The sequence below is a fragment of the Radicibacter daui genome (assembly GCA_030657355.1).
Classification (GTDB): domain Bacteria; phylum Pseudomonadota; class Alphaproteobacteria; order Radicibacterales; family Radicibacteraceae; genus Radicibacter; species Radicibacter daui.
Map to the genome: position 1 here is coordinate 395,256 of CP131056.1, position 17,839 is coordinate 413,094.

At 65.5% G+C, this 17,839-nt stretch carries 22 protein-coding genes and 1 tRNA gene; 16 read left to right on the forward strand and 7 right to left on the reverse strand.

Annotation, left to right across the window (positions count from 1 at the left end):
- Window positions 1-11 precede the first annotated feature (11 nt).
- Window positions 12-86 (reverse strand) — tRNA-Gly (locus tag QTL98_RS01855).
- 248 nt (window positions 87-334) lie between these two features.
- On the opposite strand from QTL98_RS01855, the gene QTL98_RS01860 reads away from it, so the two are divergent.
- From QTL98_RS01860 to QTL98_RS01880, 5 genes are all read left to right on the forward strand, one after another.
- Window positions 335-946, forward strand: coding sequence for a prolyl-tRNA synthetase associated domain-containing protein (locus tag QTL98_RS01860; RefSeq protein WP_445680535.1), 612 nt, complete (start codon window positions 335-337; stop codon window positions 944-946).
- Window positions 947-1,097: 151 nt separating this feature from the next.
- Window positions 1,098-2,063, forward strand: coding sequence for a thioredoxin (trxA, locus tag QTL98_RS01865; protein ID WP_445680536.1), 966 nt, complete (start codon window positions 1,098-1,100; stop codon window positions 2,061-2,063).
- Window positions 2,064-2,143: 80 nt separating this feature from the next.
- Window positions 2,144-2,827 carry an LON peptidase substrate-binding domain-containing protein gene (locus QTL98_RS01870; protein WP_445680537.1) on the forward strand — a complete coding sequence of 228 codons (684 nt, stop codon included), beginning with the start codon at window positions 2,144-2,146 and terminating at the stop codon, window positions 2,825-2,827.
- An 83-nt stretch (window positions 2,828-2,910) separates the two neighbouring features.
- Window positions 2,911-3,087, forward strand: coding sequence for a Trm112 family protein (locus QTL98_RS01875; RefSeq protein WP_445680538.1), 177 nt, complete (start codon window positions 2,911-2,913; stop codon window positions 3,085-3,087).
- Between the two features lie 39 nt (window positions 3,088-3,126).
- Window positions 3,127-3,522, forward strand: coding sequence for a gamma-butyrobetaine hydroxylase family protein (locus QTL98_RS01880; protein WP_445680539.1), 396 nt, complete (start codon window positions 3,127-3,129; stop codon window positions 3,520-3,522).
- An 89-nt stretch (window positions 3,523-3,611) separates the two neighbouring features.
- Here the strand turns inward: QTL98_RS01880 and QTL98_RS01885 are convergent, their stop codons facing one another.
- From QTL98_RS01885 to QTL98_RS01900, 4 genes are all read right to left on the reverse strand, one after another.
- A complete protein-coding gene (locus QTL98_RS01885) occupies window positions 3,612-4,796 on the reverse strand; it encodes an MFS transporter (protein WP_445680540.1) in 1,185 nt (394 codons plus the stop codon).
- Window positions 4,797-4,827: 31 nt separating this feature from the next.
- Window positions 4,828-5,370, reverse strand: coding sequence for an ester cyclase (locus QTL98_RS01890; RefSeq protein ID WP_445680541.1), 543 nt, complete (start codon window positions 5,368-5,370; stop codon window positions 4,828-4,830).
- An 11-nt stretch (window positions 5,371-5,381) separates the two neighbouring features.
- A complete protein-coding gene (locus tag QTL98_RS01895) occupies window positions 5,382-5,777 on the reverse strand; it encodes a VOC family protein (protein WP_445680542.1) in 396 nt (131 codons plus the stop codon).
- A gap of 209 nt (window positions 5,778-5,986) precedes the next feature.
- The gene (locus QTL98_RS01900; protein WP_445680543.1) at window positions 5,987-6,715 is read right to left on the reverse strand and encodes an SDR family oxidoreductase; all 729 of its coding nucleotides are present in this window, start codon (window positions 6,713-6,715) and stop codon (window positions 5,987-5,989) included.
- 139 nt (window positions 6,716-6,854) lie between these two features.
- Here QTL98_RS01900 and QTL98_RS01905 point away from each other — a divergent pair, with 139 nt between their 5' ends.
- The 11 genes from QTL98_RS01905 to dnaA all read left to right on the forward strand — a co-directional run bounded on the left by QTL98_RS01905 (window position 6,855) and on the right by dnaA (window position 16,481).
- On the forward strand, window positions 6,855-7,757 hold the full coding sequence (locus QTL98_RS01905; protein ID WP_445680544.1) for a LysR family transcriptional regulator: 903 nt from the start codon (window positions 6,855-6,857) through the stop codon (window positions 7,755-7,757).
- A 146-nt stretch (window positions 7,758-7,903) separates the two neighbouring features.
- Entirely contained in the window at window positions 7,904-9,175 is a 1,272-nt protein-coding gene (gene coaBC, locus QTL98_RS01910) for a bifunctional phosphopantothenoylcysteine decarboxylase/phosphopantothenate--cysteine ligase CoaBC (protein ID WP_445680545.1), read from the forward strand.
- A gap of 66 nt (window positions 9,176-9,241) precedes the next feature.
- Entirely contained in the window at window positions 9,242-9,709 is a 468-nt protein-coding gene (dut, locus tag QTL98_RS01915; RefSeq protein ID WP_445680546.1) for a dUTP diphosphatase, read from the forward strand.
- A 45-nt stretch (window positions 9,710-9,754) separates the two neighbouring features.
- On the forward strand, window positions 9,755-10,210 hold the full coding sequence (locus QTL98_RS01920) for an RrF2 family transcriptional regulator (protein ID WP_445680547.1): 456 nt from the start codon (window positions 9,755-9,757) through the stop codon (window positions 10,208-10,210).
- 57 nt (window positions 10,211-10,267) lie between these two features.
- Window positions 10,268-11,233 carry a cysteine synthase A gene (gene cysK / locus QTL98_RS01925; RefSeq protein ID WP_510637607.1) on the forward strand — a complete coding sequence of 322 codons (966 nt, stop codon included), beginning with the start codon at window positions 10,268-10,270 and terminating at the stop codon, window positions 11,231-11,233.
- A 61-nt stretch (window positions 11,234-11,294) separates the two neighbouring features.
- The gene (gene moeB, locus QTL98_RS01930; protein ID WP_445680549.1) at window positions 11,295-12,089 is read left to right on the forward strand and encodes a molybdopterin-synthase adenylyltransferase MoeB; all 795 of its coding nucleotides are present in this window, start codon (window positions 11,295-11,297) and stop codon (window positions 12,087-12,089) included.
- Window positions 12,086-12,511 carry a hypothetical protein gene (locus tag QTL98_RS01935; RefSeq protein ID WP_445680550.1) on the forward strand — a complete coding sequence of 142 codons (426 nt, stop codon included), beginning with the start codon at window positions 12,086-12,088 and terminating at the stop codon, window positions 12,509-12,511. Before moeB ends, QTL98_RS01935 begins: the two co-directional genes overlap by 4 nt.
- Window positions 12,512-12,541: 30 nt before the next feature.
- A complete protein-coding gene (gene mutM / locus QTL98_RS01940) occupies window positions 12,542-13,402 on the forward strand; it encodes a bifunctional DNA-formamidopyrimidine glycosylase/DNA-(apurinic or apyrimidinic site) lyase (protein ID WP_445680551.1) in 861 nt (286 codons plus the stop codon).
- Between the two features lie 109 nt (window positions 13,403-13,511).
- Window positions 13,512-13,892: a hypothetical protein gene (locus QTL98_RS01945; RefSeq protein WP_445680552.1), complete on the forward strand. Its 381-nt coding sequence runs from the start codon at window positions 13,512-13,514 to the stop codon at window positions 13,890-13,892.
- 161 nt (window positions 13,893-14,053) lie between these two features.
- A complete protein-coding gene (gene rpsT / locus QTL98_RS01950) occupies window positions 14,054-14,314 on the forward strand; it encodes a 30S ribosomal protein S20 (protein WP_445680553.1) in 261 nt (86 codons plus the stop codon).
- Between the two features lie 706 nt (window positions 14,315-15,020).
- Window positions 15,021-16,481: a chromosomal replication initiator protein DnaA gene (gene dnaA / locus QTL98_RS01955; protein ID WP_445680554.1), complete on the forward strand. Its 1,461-nt coding sequence runs from the start codon at window positions 15,021-15,023 to the stop codon at window positions 16,479-16,481.
- Between the two features lie 20 nt (window positions 16,482-16,501).
- Here dnaA and QTL98_RS01960 read toward each other — a convergent pair whose 3' ends face one another.
- Together QTL98_RS01960 and QTL98_RS01965 are read right to left on the reverse strand one after the other, a co-directional pair.
- The gene (locus QTL98_RS01960) at window positions 16,502-17,014 is read right to left on the reverse strand and encodes a PH domain-containing protein (RefSeq protein WP_445680555.1); all 513 of its coding nucleotides are present in this window, start codon (window positions 17,012-17,014) and stop codon (window positions 16,502-16,504) included.
- A gap of 5 nt (window positions 17,015-17,019) precedes the next feature.
- A complete protein-coding gene (locus QTL98_RS01965; protein ID WP_445680556.1) occupies window positions 17,020-17,835 on the reverse strand; it encodes an exodeoxyribonuclease III in 816 nt (271 codons plus the stop codon).
- Window positions 17,836-17,839: the final 4 nt, after the last annotated feature.

Below are 17,839 nucleotides of genomic sequence, written 5' to 3' on the forward strand. Positions count from 1 at the left end.
ATCTGGAAAACTGGAGCGGGCGAAGGGATTCGAACCCTCGACCCCAACCTTGGCAAGGTTGTGCTCTACCCCTGAGCTACGCCCGCTCGGCGCTGGAAAGGCTGGCTTATTTGCTGGCATTTCCATGTTTGGGACGGTCGCTGCTGCGTCCGTGGCGGGGTTATTAGACGCTGGCTTTTGGCCGTGCAAGCACTTTTTTAAAGCTTTTTGTTTCCGGCATCGTTTTTCCCGGTGCCGGGGGCACCGCCCCCCGCGGCCTTGCTGGCCTGCTGCCCCGTGCCAGCCGGCCGGGCCCGGTAGCACAGCTTCCGGCTTTACGTTAAAAGCCTTTCCCATGATGACTGAAGACGCCGCCACCCCCGCCCTTGCCGGTGGAAGTGATTCCGCCGCCCCTGCCGATCTTGCCGCCGCGCGTGCCGTGCCGCCGGTCACCAGCGATGCGTTGCTGGCGCGTCTGGCCGACCTGGGTATCGCGGCGCCGACGGTGGAGCACCCGCCGGTCTTTACCGTTGCCGAAGCGCAGGAGCACCGCGCCGGCATCGAGGACGGCGGCCATAGCAAGAACCTCTTTCTCAAGGACAAGAAGGGCGCGCTCTTCCTTGTCGTTTGTCATGAGGAAACGCCGGTCGATCTCAAGGCTCTGCATCCGGTGCTGGGCAGCGGCCGGCTTTCCTTCTGCTCGGCCGAGCGGTTGATGGAATATCTGGGCGTCATCCCCGGATCGGTCACGCCCTTCGCGCTCATCAACGATACCGCGCTTGCCGTGCAGCCGGTCTTCGAGCGGCGTTTGCTGGAGATGGAGCCGCTGCACTTTCACCCGCTTACCAACACCCGCACCACGTCGGTGAGCCGGGAAGGGCTGCTGCGATTCGTCGAGGCATGCGGCCACAAACCGATGGTGGTCGACCTGCCGGAGCGCCCGGCGGACGCCGGCGAGGGCGCCTGAGCATCCTTCCCTCGCTTTTAAGCTGACGGCGGGGCTTGAGCTTCGGCGCCGGCCGCCGCATCTATAGGGCCAAGTTTGGATAAGGAGGCCTGCTGCCGGCCAACAGGACTGGTGGCGGCGATGCTCCCCGCGAAAAGGACGGATAAAGACGATGAGCCTCTTCGGCATGGGTTCCGGCAACCCCAATGGCGCGGCCCCCGCTGCGGCCCCGCAGGCCGCGGCTGCTCCGGCAGGCGCCCTGATCAAGGACACCGACATCCGCAGCTTTGCCGCCGATGTGCTGGATGTCTCGCGCAGCGTGCCGGTGATCGTGGAGTTCTGGGCCACCTGGTGCGGCCCCTGCAAGCAGCTGATGCCGACGCTGGAAAAGCTGGTGACACAGGCCGGCGGCGCCGTGCGCATGGTCAAGGTCGATATCGACAAGAACCAGCAACTCGCCGCCCAGCTGCGCATCCAGTCCGTGCCCACCGTCTACGCCTTCTATCAGGGCCAGCCGGTCGATGCCTTCCAGGGGGCGCTGCCGGAATCGCAGGTGAAGCAGTGGATCGACCACCTGATCAAGTCCACCTCCGGCGCCGGCCCCGCCGCCGCCATCGAGGAAGCGCTGGCCGCGGCCAAACAGGCGCTGGATGAAGGCGATATCCAGACCGCCGGCGGCATCTATCAGCAGATCGTGCAGGCCGACCCCGAGAATGCGCCCGCTTATGCCGGCATGATCCGCTGCCTGATGGCAGCGGGCCAAACCGAGCAGGCTGCCGGCCTTCTGGCTGACCTGCCGCCGGAAATCGCCGGCCATGCCGAGGTAAAGGCTGCTGCAACCGCCCTGGCGCTTGCCGAACAGGCCGGCGCCGCGCGCGGAGCGACGGGCGGGCTGGAAGCGCGCCTTGCTGCCGATGCCAACGATCATCAGGCCCGCTTCGATCTGGCGATGGCGCTTTATGCCGAAGGCCGCAATGAAGAGGCCGCCGAGGCGCTGATCGAGATCGTGCGCCGCGACCGGACCTGGAACGAGGACGCCGCCCGCGCCCAGCTCGTGAAGTTCTTCGAGGCCTGGGGTGCGGCGGACAAGCTGACGCTGCGCATGCGCCGCCGCCTCAGCTCGGTGATGTTCTCCTGACCGTCTGAAGCCGGCAGGTATCATGTCTTTAAGGGCGTGCCGGGCTTTGCGCCGGGCCCGCCCGTCCTATCTTTGAAGTCATGAGCTCCCGCAACTTTCCCGACCTTGCCACCCTGCCCGACACGTTGCCGGTATTTCCGCTTATGGGCTGCCTGCTGCTCCCGGGGGGGCGGTTGCCGCTCAACATCTTCGAGCCGCGTTATCTTGCCATGCTGGATGATGCGCTGAAGGGCAGCCGCCTGATCGGCATGATCCAGCCGCGGGAGGAAGAGACGGTGAGCGAGGACGGCCATCGCTCGCCTGCACGCCTGCATCCCGTCGGCTGTGCCGGCCGGGTCATCGCCTTCAGCGAAACCGACGACGGGCGCTATCTCATCACCCTCGCCGGCATTATCCGCTTCGGCATCGCGGAAGAACTGGCGGCGGCGCCCGGCGGTTACCGGCTGGTGCGTCCCGACTGGGCCCCCTGGCAGGCCGATCTGGCACGCGACGGTTCGGGCGGGGAAGCGCTTATTGACCGGTCGCGCCTTGTCAGCCTGCTGAAGCGTTTCCTTAGCGAGCGCAACCTTTCGGCAGACTGGGATGCCTTCAAGGATGCGCCGGAGGAGGCGCTGGTGACGGTGCTGGCAATGAACTGCCCGTTCTCGCCGCTGGAAAAGCAGGCGCTCCTGGAAGCGCCGGACCTTGCCGAACAGGGCCGCATCCTGATGGCCCTGCTGGAGCTTGCCTGCGCCGAGGCGAGCGGAGAAAGCCGCCGCCATTAATACCGTTCTCCCGGCGGCTATCCCTGCCGGGCAAACGTGCTACTGTCCCGCCAATACTACGAGCTTACCGGAAGTCAGGACCCATGAGCGCCACCGTCGATCCCAAGCTGCTTGAGCTGCTGGTCTGCCCGCTGACCAAGGCGCCGCTGCGCTATGACCGCGAAAAGCAGGAGCTGATCAGCGATCAGGCCCAGCTGGCTTTCCCCATCCGCGATGGCATTCCCATCATGCTGGTGGATGAAGCCCGCCCGCTCGATTGAGCCACCCTGTTTTCCCGTCTGTCTGCTTGAGTTTATCCGATGCCTGATGTGTTGGCCGCCGCGCGCGAAGGGTTCGAGACGCGCCACTGGCCGCTGGAAATCCGCCTGAAACGCGCCGAAAAACTGCTGGAGGTCGACTGGGACGACGGGGTGACCCACAGTCTGCCGGCCGAACTCCTGCGGGTCGAAAGCCCATCGGCTGAAATCCAGGGCCATGGCCAGGAAGAAAAGACCATCCTGCCGGGGCGGCGCCATGTCGGCATCCTTGGCGTCGATGCCGTCGGCCACTATGCCGTGCGCCTGCGGTTTGACGATCTGCACGATACCGGCCTTTACAGCTGGCGTTATCTGCGGGCGTTGGGCGAGCAGAAGGATGCCGTCTGGCAGGCCTATCTCGATGCGCTGAAGGGCAAGGGCCTGAGCCGCGATCCCTGAGACGCGAGCGCTTCGGTTCTGAGACTAAAAAAGCGGCGGTCCTCATAGGGGCCGCCACTTTTTGTTTTCCCGGAAGCTGCTGCCCTGCCTCAGGCGCCTTCCATGACCTCTTCCGCCTGCGTCCGGTTTTTGCGTTCCAGCAGCAGGCTGAGGGTGATGAGGGCCAGCGCACCGAGCGGAACCAGAGCGGCGACGTAAGTGACGGCGCCAAGGCCCGGTCCCCGTTCGATCACCACGCCGCCCAGCCACGCCCCGAGCGCATTGCCGATATTGAAGGCGGCAATGTTGAGGCTGGAGGCAAGGCTCTGGCCGGCGCCATGGGCCTTTTCCAGTACCCACATTTGCAGCGGCGGCACGGTGGCAAAACTGGCAAGCCCCAGCAGGGCGACAAAGAGCAGGGTAACAGGCTTGCTGGAGAAGAAGAGGCCCATCACCGCCAGCACCAGCGCAAGGGCAACCAGCGCGCCGATCAGGGTTGCGGTCAGCCTGCGGTCGGCAAACCGGCCGCCCATCAGGTTGCCCACCACCAGCCCGCCGCCAAACAGCAGCAGGATGGGGGAGACAGCCGCTTCGCCAAAGCCGGCAAGGCGCGTCAGGATGGGTTCGATATAGGTAAAGACGGTAAAGAGGCCGGCAAAACCCAGCGTGGTGATGCCAAGGCCCAGCAGCACCTGCAGCCGCACCATGGCTTTCAGGTCCTGCCGCCAGTCGGCTTTCTGCGGCGCTTCACGGTCTGCCGGTACAAAGGCGACGATCACCGCAAGGGCGATGAGGCCCACGACCGTCACGGCCCAGAAGGTGGCCCGCCAGCCGAGCTGCTGGCCAAGCCAGGTGCCGAAGGGCACGCCAAGGATGTTGGCGACGGTAAGGCCGGTGAACATCACCGCAATGGCAGACGCCCGGCGGTCCGCCGCGACCAGCCCGGTTGCCACCACCGAGCCGACACCGAAGAAAGTGCCGTGGGCAAAAGCCGTCAGCACGCGGGCGGCCAGCAGAAAGCCATAGCTGGGCGCCAGCGCGCAGGCGGCGTTGCCGAGGGTGAAGATCAGCATCAGCGCCAGCAGCACCCGTTTGCGCCGGCAGCCGGAGGTAAGCGCCGTCAGGAACGGCGCGCCGACGGCAACGCCAAGCGCGTAACCGGAAATCAGCAGGCCGGCGGTGGCGATGGAAACATCAAGCGACGCGCTTACCGGCGTCAGCAGGCCCATCAGCACAAATTCGGTAACGCCGATGCCGAAGGCGCCGATGGTCAGCGCATAAAGGGCGAGAGGCATGGAAGTAATCCTTGGCTCAAAGGGCAGCGGATCAGAAAGAAACCGTGGCGATGCCCATCTTGGCGAGCAGCGTCAGATTGTCCTCGATGTGCCAGTTGTCGGTGATGTGGCCGTCGGTGATCTTGATGAGATCGGTCGCAATAAAGTCGATCGACTGGCCCTTGCCTTCGGCCTTGCCGAAGCTGCCGGTGAAGTGGCCGGTAAAGAGCATGTGCACCGTCACATAGTCGCCGGCGACGATCATCTTCTTCACCTCTACCTTCAGGTCCGGCACCGCCTTGCGGAAGGTGCGCGAGGCAAAGGCCGGGCCTTCCGGCCCTTGCGGCCGGCCGGCGGGCAGCGTGTGGTCGGTGAAGGTGGGGGCAATGGCGCGCGTCAGCGTGGTTTCATCGCCATCGTTCCAGAACTGGTAGAAGGCCTTGGCCGCCGCGAGGGTCTCGTCGGTTCTGGCGGCCGGCTCGCTACCGGCAAGGATGATCTCGTCGATCTTCACCGGGTCCGCGTGCGCGGCGCCTTGCACGGCAGCAGTCATCAGCACGCCGAGAGCGGCGGCCATCAAAAGGGTCTTGCGCATGTTGTGGGTCCTTAGAGAGAGCCGGCGGCAGTGTGTTCGCCTGCAGGGGGATCGCGAAAAACCAGTTCGAGCAGGATGCCGCCGGGCGTGCGGATGAAGAGGCGGCGTTCGCCGAGTTCGGGCAGTTCCATCGGGCTCCAGGGGATGCCGAGAGCGCTCAGCCGGTCGGCCCACTTGTCCCGCCCATCCAGCCGCAGCCCCACATGGTCCAGCGTCTCGCCCTGCCGGTCGACCGGGCCGCCCCGGCCCGGGATCAGATGGAAAAGCGGCTGGCCATCGGCATAGAGCCAGTAACCGGGAAAACCGAAATCCGGCCTCGGTCCGACCGTCAGCCCCAGCACCTCCTCCAGGAAGCGCCGGGTGCCTTCAAGGTCTGCCGTACGGATGGTGGCATGGTCGATCAGCATGATCGGAGCTCCTTTCACGGGGTGCCCGGCAGGGGAAGGTACAGGCTGTTCCTCGGGCAAATCCTCCCCAACTCGGGGGGTGGCCCGCAGGGCCGGTGGGGGTAATGACGCTGCTATCAAGCGAGGGCCTCTACCCGGTCTCGGCTCATTACCCCCATCCGGGCTGCGCCCACCTTCCCCATCCAGGATGGGGAAGGATAATCGGCGCCTCAGGCGATGGCGCCGCCGCCATCCACCCGTACCGTGCTGCCGGTGGCAAACGGTGTGGTGGCAAGGAAGAGAACGGCGTTGGCGATATCCTCCGGCTGGCCGATGCGGCGTGCCGGCAGGCGCTGGGCGGCGCCGGCAAACATCGCCTCGCGCTTTTCATCCGGCAGGCCGCCCCAGATCGGGGTGTCGATGAGGCCGGGGGAGACGGCATTGACGCGCACCGGTGCCAGTTCCAGCGCCAACCCGCGGGCCAGCGCTTCGAGCGCGGCGTTGATGGCGCCCTGCAGCACCGAGGTGGCGGAGGGCCGCACACTCAGGAAGCCGGAGATGAAGGTCAGCGAACCGCCGGGAGTGATCTGCGCTGCCCGGGCGACCCGGTAGGCACCCCAGAACTTGCTCTCCATCGCCGCTTTGGCATCGGCAAGGTCAAGGCCGCGTACCGGGCCGCCCTTGGTCTGGGCGGCGGAGATCACGACGTGATTAAAACTGCCCTGCGCGGCAAAAAACGCGGCGATGGCGGCTTCGTCGCCGGTATCGAGGGTGGCGACCTTGACGTTGTGGCCGATGCTGGCGGCGGCGGCTTTCAGCTTGTCTTCAGAGCGCGAGGCGATGGTGACCTCGGCGCCGCTTGCGGCGGCAAGCGCGGCGGTGGCAAGGCCGATGCCCGAACTGCCGCCGAGAATGAGGAAACGCTGGCCGGAGAGGCTGGCAAGCTGCGGATTGCTCATTTGATTTCTCCTTCGTTGGCGAGGGTCTCAACGCCTTATGCGGTGGGGCGGTCCTTCGTCTTGAACAGAAGGTGGCATATCCATCTTTCTTGCTGTATCTCTCTAGTTGTCGAAGCTTCCTTGTCGTTTCAGCAAGAATATGGCGGACAATCTCCTCGACATGATCGTGTTTGTGCGGGTGGTGGAGGAGGGCAGCCTCTCCGCGGCCGCCCGCGCGCTTGGCCAGTCGCTTGCTGTTGTCAGCCGCAAGCTGTCACGGCTGGAGCAGCGCCTTGGCGTGCGCCTCATCAACCGCACCACCCGGACACTGGCGCTGACAGAGGAAGGGTCGGCCTTCCATGCCCGCTGCGCCCGTATTCTTGCCGAGATCGATCTTGCAGAGGCGGAGGTCACACGCGGGCTCAAGAGCGCAACCGGTCTTCTCCGCATCACCTCGGCGGTTGCCTTCAGCCGCCGCTGGCTCGGGCCGCAATTGCAGGAGTTCCGCCGGCTGCATCCGGGGCTGCAAATCCAGCTCCATGCCAGCGATGCCCTCGTCTCCCTGGTCGAGGGCGGGTTCGATCTTGCCATCCGTTTCGGCGCGCTTGCCGATTCAAGCCTTGTCGCCCGCCAGCTTGCCCACAACTACCGCGTCATCTGCGCGGCGCCGGCCTATCTCGATTCCCGTCCGCCAATCCGGCAGCCGGAAGATCTGCAGGCCCATGACTGCATTCTCTATGGCGATCCGCTGCAGGATCACTGGCGACTGGCAGAAGGGCGCTCGGTGCGCGTCAGGGGCGCGCTCAGCACCAATGACGGCGAACTGGCCCATGCCTGGGCGCTCGCCGGGGCGGGCCTTGTCTTCAAATCCATCTGGGATGTGCAGGGCGATATCGCCGCTGGCCGGCTGAGAGTGGTGTTGCCGGAGTTCAAGCCGCCGGCCGCGCCCATCCACGCGGTCTACCCGCACAGCCAGCACACGGCGCGCGTGCGCCTATGTGTGGAATTCCTGGCGAGCCGCCTGAAGGAGAGAAGCCTTCAGGGGGCGCCGGCGGGGGCATAACGGGTTTGACGTGCCTTATGGTGAAAACCATCACGTTTGGCTGCGATATAATCCCCTTATTATATGTGAAACATTGCGGACCTACATGCCCGTGCGCTAGAACGGCGGGGTTGGCGTTCGATTGAACGAATCGGGAATCGGCTTTTATGGCGGAAGCGCAGGATAAGGGGCGGATCGGGCTGCTTGCGGGTAAGCGCATCCTGCTCATTATTGGAGGCGGGATTGCCGCTTACAAGGCGCTGGAGCTGATCCGTCGCCTGCGCGAGCGCGGGGCTTCCGTGCGCTGCGTGATGACGAAGGCCGCTCATGAATTCGTGACCCCGCTCTCCGTTGCCTCGCTTTCCGGCGAACCGGTCAATGAAGAGCTGTTCTCGCTGACGGACGAAGCGGAGATGGGCCATATCCAGCTCTCCCGCGCGGCCGATCTGCTGGTCGTTGCCCCTGCCACTGCCAATCTTCTGGCACGCATGGCCGGCGGTCTGGCTGACGATCTTGCCACCACCCTGCTGCTCGCCACCGACAAGCCGGTGCTGGCCGCTCCGGCGATGAATGTGCGCATGTGGTTGCATCCGGCCACCACCGCCAATGTGGCGCTGCTGCGCCAGCGCGGCGTGCTGTTTGTCGGCCCGGAAGATGGCGACATGGCCTGCGGCGAATATGGCCCGGGCCGCCTTTCCGAGCCGATGGATATCCTGCACGCCGTCGAGGATTTTTTTGCCGTTACCCCGGCCCCGGGTGTGCTGGCCGGCCGCCGGGTTCTGGTGACTTCCGGCCCCACGCACGAGCCGATCGACCCGGTGCGTTATCTTGCCAACCGCTCCTCCGGCAAGCAGGGCCATGCCATTGCTGCGGCGTTGCAGGCAGCGGGCGCCGAGGTGACGCTGGTGACCGGGCCGGTCACCCTGCCCGATCCGGTCGGGGTCACGGTGCTCAGGGTGGAGACGGCGCAGCAGATGGCCGATGCCTGCCGGCGTGTAGCTGCCGAAGGCGGCGCGCGTGATGCCGCCATCTGCGCTGCCGCCGTTGCCGACTGGCATGTCGTGCCGGCGGACGAGAAGCTCAAGAAGGACGGCAGCGGCACGCCGCCTGCCCTTCGGCTTCAGGAAAATCCTGACATTCTGTCGGGCCTGTCGGCGCCCGGCCCCGGCCGGCCGGCGCTTGTCGTCGGCTTTGCCGCCGAGACGGAAAAGGTGGCCGAGCATGGCCGCGCCAAGCGCCTGCGCAAGGGCTGCGACTGGCTGCTGGCCAATGATGTTTCCACCGGCTCCGGCACTTTTGGCGGCGAAGAGAACGCCGTGCTGCTGATCGCGGCCGACGGAGAAGAAGCCTGGCCGCGCATGAGCAAGGTCGCGCTTGCCACCCGCCTTGCCCGCCGCATTGCCGATCATTTTACCGGTGAGGCAAGCGCTGCCGAATAGGGAGTGCCTGCCCTTGCCGGAAACTCCGACTGACCAGAACGACCATAACATTCGAGACGAGAGCCGATGACCGCGACCATCACCGTTCCCATCCTGCAGCTGGACCATGCCCGTGACCTGCCCCTGCCCGCCTTTGCCACCGAGCATTCTGCCGGTCAGGACCTGCTGGCGGCGGTGGACGCACCGGTAACGCTGCAGCCGGGCGAGCGCGCGCTCATCCCCACCGGCATCGCCATTGCCCTGCCGGAAGGTTTTGAGGCGCAGGTTCGCCCGCGCTCCGGCCTTGCCGCCAAGAACGGTGTCACCACCCTCAACGCGCCCGGCACCATCGATGCCGATTATCGCGGTGAGGTTAAGGTTATCCTCATCAATCACGGGCAGGAGCCCTTCACCGTCGAGCGCGGCATGCGTGTCGCCCAGATGGTGATCGCCGCTTATGCCCGCGTCAGCTGGCTGCCGAGCGCCTCGCTCGAGGAGACGGCCCGCGGCGCCGGGGGCTTCGGCTCCACCGGTACCGCCGTGCCGGCCCGCTGAGCCGACCCCTGGAAACCCCAAAGGGAGAAGGAGGCAGATAAGGCCATGCTGCGCGTCTCCAAGAAACTGATGTTCACCATCGAGGCGGTGCTGGACATCGCCTACAACGCCGGCACCGAGCCGGTGCAGTCCGGCGAGATCACCCGCCGCCAGGGTATTCCCAAGCGCTATCTCGAGCAGGTGCTGCAGCATCTGGTGCGGGCCGGCATCCTGTCCGGCGTGCGCGGCCCCCGGGGCGGCTATCGCCTCGCGCGCGAGCGCCGGCGCATCACGCTGGGCGAACTGGTGCGGGTGGTGCGCGGCATGGAAACCGCGCTCGACCCCATTGAGGATCCGGCCGGCAGTGTGCTTGGCCGGGACGTGGTGCGGCCGATCTGGATCGACATGCAGGACGAGTGCCTCAAGAAACTCGATGACATCACCATCGAGGATCTGTGCGTGAAGGCACATCAGGCCGGCATCGCCAGCGAAACCCAGCAGGTTCTCGACTACACGATCTGACCCTGGCGGCGGCGCCAGCCGCCGCCCTGACAGAAAAACCGGGAAATCACCATCATGATGACAGCCCAGACCCCCTATCGCGGCCGTGTCTACAACAACATCACCGAAACCATCGGTGCCACGCCGCTGGTGCGTCTCAACCGGCTGCCCGTGCAGGCCGGTGCGAAGGCGACGGTGCTCGGCAAGTGCGAGTTCTTCAACCCGCTCAACAGCGTGAAGGACCGTATCGGCCTTGCCATGATCGAGGCGGCGGAAAAGGAAGGGCGCATCGCCCCCGGCCGGACCACGCTGATCGAGCCGACCTCGGGCAATACCGGTATCGCGCTTGCCTTCGTGGCGGCCGCCAAGGGCTACAAGCTCATCCTCACCATGCCGGAGAGCATGTCGGTCGAGCGGCGCAAGATGCTGCGCCTTCTGGGCGCGCAGATCGAGCTGACGCCGGCCGGCATGGGCATGAAAGGCGCCATCGAGCGGGCGGAGACCATGATCCGCGAAACCGGCGATGCCATCATGCTCCAGCAGTTCAAGAATCCCGCCAACCCGGACGCCCATGCCAAATCCACGGCAGAGGAAATCTGGGCCGATACCAGTGGCGAGGTGGATGTGCTGATCTCCGGTGTCGGCACCGGCGGCACTCTGACCGGCGTCGGCCGGGTGCTGAAGGAACGCCGCCCCGGCTTCAAGGTCATTGCGGTGGAGCCCGAGGATAGCCCGGTGCTTTCCGGCGGCCTGCCCGGCCCGCACAAGATTCAGGGTATAGGCGCCGGCTTCGTGCCCGACATCCTTGACCGTGACCTCATCGACGAGGTGGTGCGCATCGGCAATGAGCGTGCCTTCGCCACTGCCCGCGCGGCAGCAGCGGAAGAAGCCTTGCCGGTCGGTATCTCCTCCGGCGCGGCCATCGCGGCAGCACTGGAAGTGGCGGCCCGGCCGGAGATGGCCGGCAAGACCATCGTCACCATCCTGCCGAGCTTTGCCGAACGTTACCTCTCCACCCCGCTCTTCGACGGCCTCGACAACTGAGGCCCGGACCGCGCACGCTCTGACCCTGCTGCCAGCCGGCGGCAGGGCAGCGAGGACGTCGATGGATTTCAGCGAGCAGCAGATCGAGCGTTATTCCCGGCACATCCTGCTGCCGGAAGTGGGCGGTACGGGGCAGGAAAAGCTGCTCGGCGCCCGCGTTCTGGTGGTGGGGGCCGGCGGGCTCGGCGCGCCGCTGCTGCTTTATCTGGCGGCAGCCGGTATCGGCACGCTCGGCATTGTCGATGCCGATACCGTCGATCTCAGCAATCTCCAGCGCCAGGTCGTGCATGACATGGCCTCGCTCGGCCGGCCCAAGGTGGAGAGTGCCGCGGCTCGCATCGCCGCACTCAACCCGGATGTGCAGGTCGTCCAGCATGCCGAGAAGCTGACGGCTGCCAATGCCGGGACCATCCTTTCCGGCTACGACATCATTGCCGACGGCACCGACAATTTCGCCGCGCGCTATCTGCTGAACGATGCCTGTTTTCTCCTGAAGAAGACGCTGGTGACGGCGGCGATGTACAGGTTTGATGGTCAGCTGACGGTGCTGAAGGCGCATGAGCCCGGTTGCCCCTGCTGGCGCTGCCTGTTTCCCGAACCGCCGCCGCCGGGCCTGATCCCGAGCTGCAGCGAAGCCGGCGTGCTGGGTGTGCTGGCTGGCACGCTCGGCAGCTTGCAGGCAAGCGAAGTGCTCAAGGAAGTGCTGGGCATCGGGGAGAGCCTTGCCGGCACGCTGCTGCTCTATGAGGCACTGCCGCAGCGCTTCCAGCGCATTGTTGTGCCCAAGGATCCGGCCTGCCCGCTCTGCGGCAGCCAGCCCTCGATCACCGATCTTTCCGGGCACCTTGCTGCATGAACCCGCCGCTCGCTCTCTGCCTGCACAGCGCAGCCATCGACCGGGTGCATTATGCGTTGACCCTCATGGCCTCGGCACTCGCCACCGGCAGCAAGGCCACGCTCTTCGTCGCCGGCCCTGCCGTCTGGCTGCTGGCGAAATCCGGACCCGTTGGTGGCCCTGGCTGGCATGGGTTGTCGCCGGATGCCGGCGGGCTTGAACCAGCCGCCTTTGAGGCCCGGCTGGCAGAGAAGGGAATCGGCACCCTCACGATTCTGGCGGAAGCGATCGCCGAGCTTGGCGGCGAGGTGCTGGTGTGCGAAATGGCGCTGCGGCTTGCCGGCCTTGCGGCGGCAGACCTTTCTCCCCAGTTAAAGCCGCAGCCGAGCGGGGCCGTTACCTACCTGTCCCGTGCCGCCGGGGCTACCAGCCTCTTTATCTGACGCCTGTCTCACCTGCCGGACGAACAAACGATGCCTGAACTGCCCGAAGTCGAGACCGTGCGCCGTGGTCTGGCGCCGATCATGGAAGGCCAGCGCATCACCCGCGTACTGCAACGCCGGCCCAATCTGCGTTTCCCCTTTCCGGACGATCTGGAAGGCCGGCTGACCGGCCGCCTTATCGAGCGGCTGTCACGCCGGGCGAAATATTTGCTCTGGCATCTGGAAGGCGGGCAGGTGTTGATCGGCCATCTCGGCATGTCGGGCCGCATGGTCACGCACCGGGGCTGGCCGGAGAGTTTCGCCACTCACGATCATCTGGTGCTGCAATTTTCCAATGGCTGGGTGCTGCGCTTCAACGATGCGCGGCGATTCGGCTTTCTGGTTGCCACCAGCCACAATGAACTCACCAGCCACCCGCTGCTCGCCGCCATCGGGCCGGAGCCGCTGTCGGAGGAGTTCAGTGGCGCGGTGCTGGCAGCGGCCCTTGCCGGCAAGCGCACGCCTATCAAGGCCGCTCTGCTTGACCAACATCTGGTGGCGGGACTCGGCAATATCTATGTGTGCGAGGCGCTGTGGCATGCCCGCATCTCGCCCGAGCGTGAGGCGCGGCAGGTAAGCGCGGCGGAGGCCGGGGTGCTGGCCGGGGCCATCAAGGATGTGCTGGGCCGGGCTATTGCCGCCGGCGGCTCCTCTTTACGTGACTATGTGCAGTCGGATGGCGAGCTCGGTTATTTCCAGAACAGCCATGTCGTCTATGGCCGCGAGGGGCAGGACTGCCCGGATTGTGCCGCCGGCAGGCCGCATCAGACCGCCTCAGGGAACAAAGGCTGCATCGAGCGTATTGTGCAATCGGGGCGCAGCAGCTTTTATTGCCCCGTCCGCCAGCGCTGAGGGGTGTTCCGGCACCTTCTCTGACCGGCGGAACAATGCGGGCGACTCGTCCCTCAAAAGACAGGTTCCCGTTCCTCATTCCCTTCCGCGCAGGAAGCCTGACCCGCCCATGCCGCGCCTTTCCCGCCTGCTTGCCGCTTTCCTTCTCTGCCTGCTGCCGCTGGCGGCCGGGGCTGCCGAGCGCTTTGTGCCGGGCATTGCCGATCTGCCGCTGATGGACGGGCTTGCCGTGCCGGATGCCGACGCGGATGCCGCCGTTGCCTTTGATGCGCCGGGCGGCCGGGTGGTCGATGTGGCCGCTGCCGGCAAGGTGAAATGGGCAGATGTCGTGCGCTTTTACAGCGATACGCTTGCCCAGCTCGGCTGGGTGCAGATCGGCCGCACCGACGAGGTGATGGTGTTCGAGCGTGAGGATGAGAAGCTGACGCTGGAACGCGCCAAGGTCGCTGCCGGGGAAACCACCGTGCGCTTCAATCTCGGCCCGCGCTGAAAACCAGCACCTGCCTCGGGCGCCACGGCCCGCCATTAGCAATAATCGTTGGGTTTTCCTTGACGAAAGCGGCTTGCCAGACCTATAAGCCGCGCTCACGCGAATTTTTGGTCTGGCTGCAAAGGGTGGCCGGGCCCGCTTTTACAGGTATCGGATAAACCATGGCGAACACCAAATCGGCCAAGAAGCGCATCCGCCAGATCGAAGCCCGCACCGAGATCAATGGCGCCCGCCGCAGCCGTATCCGCACCTTCATCAAGAAGGTCGAAGTTGCAATTGCTGCCGGTGACAAGACCGCGGCCCAGGAAGCCTTCAAGGCTGCCCAGCCGGAAATGCAGCGCGGCGTCAGCAAGGGCCTGCTCCACATCAACACCGTGGCGCGTAAGCTCTCCCGTCTGTCGGCCCGAATCAAGGCCATCTGATCCAGGTGAGTCGGCCCTTCCGGGGGCCTGCCATTGGAATTTGAAGAACCGCCCCGGCTCATGCTGCGGTGCGGTTCTTTGTTTTGGTCTTCCCGTAAGTTGGCGCCTGTGCGCCGCACCGGGACTCAGCTTCGGCCGGCAGGACTGCCCTTTCCGGCAGGCGCGGACGCAGGGAACATTTCACCTGCGCAATAGTCTGCGAACATGCGGCGGCGACTCGAAAACGGCGCAGATGTTCACATCTGTTCAGGTTGCGCCGGGGTCTGCTGCTGGGTACCGTCTTCCACGGTCGGGCAGTTTCCCGGCTCGTATCCGTGCTTAGCAGGGCAAAGTCCGTGAAGGACTGTCACCCGAGGGGCAAAGCAACAGGAACGGGCCACCGGGGTCTCCGGCCATCGGGGGGAGACTAGCCTTCCAGGAACAGTACGAGCCGGCATCCGGCCCTCTTGCGCGTGGCGTCATCGCGATGCCACCGGGCAGGAGGGTAGTTTCGATTGCCGGGCCCGTGTTTCTGGGTCGGGGGGCAACGCTTCCGTGAATGACGTCGCGAAGGTTCACCTGACCTCGTGCTGACGAGGCCGGGACGGGTTCTTGTTGTGTCTGGTCGAACCGTCGCGCTGGGCTAGGGCGCTTGGAAAGAAAAGGCGCCCGAGGGGCGGGTTAGATGCTGGTGATGAGCGAAGCAGGCGGGGCAAGAAAAACGACGATGTCCGACCGGGGTGCATTGGCAGATCAGTGGGAACGGGTGAAGGACAGGCTGCGCGCCGAGATCGGCGATGCCAGCTTCCGGCACTGGGTCCATGGTGCCGAGCCGGCCGGATTCGATGATGGCGAAGTGCAGCTGGTCGTGCCGAACCGCATGCAGCGTGACCGGGTGCGTAACCAGTATGCCGACCGGATTCGCGCCCTCTGGTCACGCGAGAACCCCGCCGTGGTCACCGTCGATGTCGTGGTAGCCAAGATTGCAACGCCGCCGGCGTTGCCGCCTGGAAACGACAGTAGCGATGCGCTGCCGGCCTTGCCCGGGGCGCTGGCGCTGGAAACCGTTACCCTGGAAGGCCCGGTTGATCCGCTCGGCGATGGCGGCCGGGGCGGCCAGGCTTTCGCGACCGTGATCGATGGCAAGGGCGATCCCTTTGCGGCCATCGCCGGTCAGCTCGATCCGCGTTTCACCTTCGATAATTTCGTCCAGGGCAAATCCAACGAACTGGCGCTGGCTGCTGCGCGCCGCGTAGCCGAATCGGCCACCGTCACCTTCAATCCGCTTTTCCTCTATGGCGGCGTCGGCCTCGGCAAGACGCACCTTATGCACGCCATTGCCCATGAAATCCGCCGCCGCACGCCGGGTCGCCGCGTGCTCTACATGTCGGCGGAAAAGTTCATGTACCAGTTCATCCGTGCCCTGCGTTTCAAGGACACCATGGCGTTCAAGGAGCTGTTCCGCTCCGTGGACGTGCTGATGATCGACGATGTGCAATTCATCAGCGGCAAGGATTCGACGCAGGAAGAGTTCTTCCACACCTTCAACGCGCTGGTGGACCAGAACCATCAGGTCATCATCAGCGCCGACAAGAGCCCGTCCGATCTGGACGGCATGGAAGACCGCCTGAAGTCGCGCCTTGGCTGGGGCCTCGTGGCCGATATCCATCCCACCAATTACGAGCTGCGCCTCGGCATCCTGCATGCGCGCTGCGACCAGGTGGGTCTCAGCGTGCCCGGCAAGGTGCTGGAGTTCCTCGCCCACAAGATCACCTCCAACGTGCGTGAGCTGGAAGGGGCGCTTAACCGCCTTGCCGCCCATGCCCAGCTGGTGGGCCGCGAGATCACCGTGGAAGTGGCGCAGGACCTGCTGACGGACCTTCTGCGCGCCAACGACCGCCGCGTGACCATCGAGGAAATCCAGAAGAAGGTGGCCGAGCACTACACCGTGCGCGTGTCGGACATGTATTCCAGCCGCCGCAGCCGCTCGGTTGCCCGGCCGCGCCAGGTGGCGATGTATCTCTCCAAGCGCCTGACCTCGAAGTCGCTGCCGGAGATCGGCAAGAAGTTCGGTGGGCGCGACCACACCACCGTCATGCATGCGGTCAAGAAGGTGGAAGAGCTGATCGGCGCCGATCCGGTGTTTGCCGAGGATGTCGATCTGCTGCGCCGCATGCTGGAGAGCTGAGGGTTCCTGGCTTCAGGCCCTCAATCGTCCAGCGGCCCGCCTTCGGGCACTTCAAATCCCAGTGACAGCAGGTTGGCGCGGGTGCTTTGCGTCAGCGTCAGGCGGTTCGCCAGCGCCGCTGCGGCAGCGGCTTCCACCACCCGGTCGAAATTGAGGAGCTGCGATTCGACACGCAGCCGCCCTTTGGCGTCGGTCAGATCCAGCTGCATCCAGCCACCCTGCCGGTCGCGCCGGGTGGAATAGTAGGCAAGCTTTAGCTTTTGCAGCGCTGCCCATTCCAGTCTTTTGCGCCCCAGCGGGCCCTTGACCTCGATTCCGGTGTCATCGAGCGCTACGACCGTCAATTGTCGCTGCGCCGTGCGCAGGGCAAAGATCGCGAACAGCAGCGCCGCGGCAATGAAGACCCAGCGCACCCAGGCCAGCATGTCGACGGCAACCAGCGGCACCAGCGTCAGCAGGAGGCCCGCGCCGGCACGCAGATAATCGCCGGTCAGGTCGGCAGCGGGATAGAGGAGGCGCTGGGGCGCGGGCATCGCTCTCACGGCTCCAGATCGACAATGACCGGCACGTGGTCGGAAGGTTTGGCGTCAATGCCGCGCCAGGCGCGCAGCGTCTCCGTCGCCTTGAGCGTGCCTTCGAGCGCGGGCGTCACCCAGATATGGTCAAGCCGGCGGCCACGGTCGGCGCTGTCCCAGTCCTTGGCCCGGTAGCTCCACCAGCTGTAGAGCTTCTGGTCGGCCGGCACGAAGTGGCGCACCGCGTCCACCCAGCCGATGGAGCGCTGCATGGCCCCCAGCTTCTCGACCTCGATCGGTGTGTGGGACACAACCTTGAGCAGCTGCTTGTGGGACCACACGTCATGTTCCAGCGGGGCGATGTTGAAGTCGCCCACCGCGATCATGCGCCGGCTTTTGGCATCGCCGCCGCCGGAGGTCAGCGCCTGCGGCCACCAGGCCGTCAGCTCATCCACGAAAGCCAGCTTGTGGGCGAACTTCTCGTTGATGGTGGTGTCCGGTTCGTCGCCGCCGGCGGGAATATAGAGGCAATGCAGGTCGATATCATGGTCCGCCAGCGTGGCGGAGATGTGCCGGCAATCCTGCTTGCCCGCACGGTCATGCGTCAGCGGCGCCGTCAGCGGCAGGCGGGAGAGAATGGCCACGCCGTTGTAGCTCTTCATGCCCTGGATGTGCTGGAAACCGTATCCCTTCTCGGCAAAGGCCGCGGCGGGGAAGAATTCGTCCGGCGTCTTCGTCTCCTGCAGGCACAGCACGTCGGGCTGGTAGCTCTCCAGAAAGCTCAGCACGAGGTCGAGGCGAAGGCGCACGGAATTGATGTTCCAGGTGGCGATGCGCATGGGG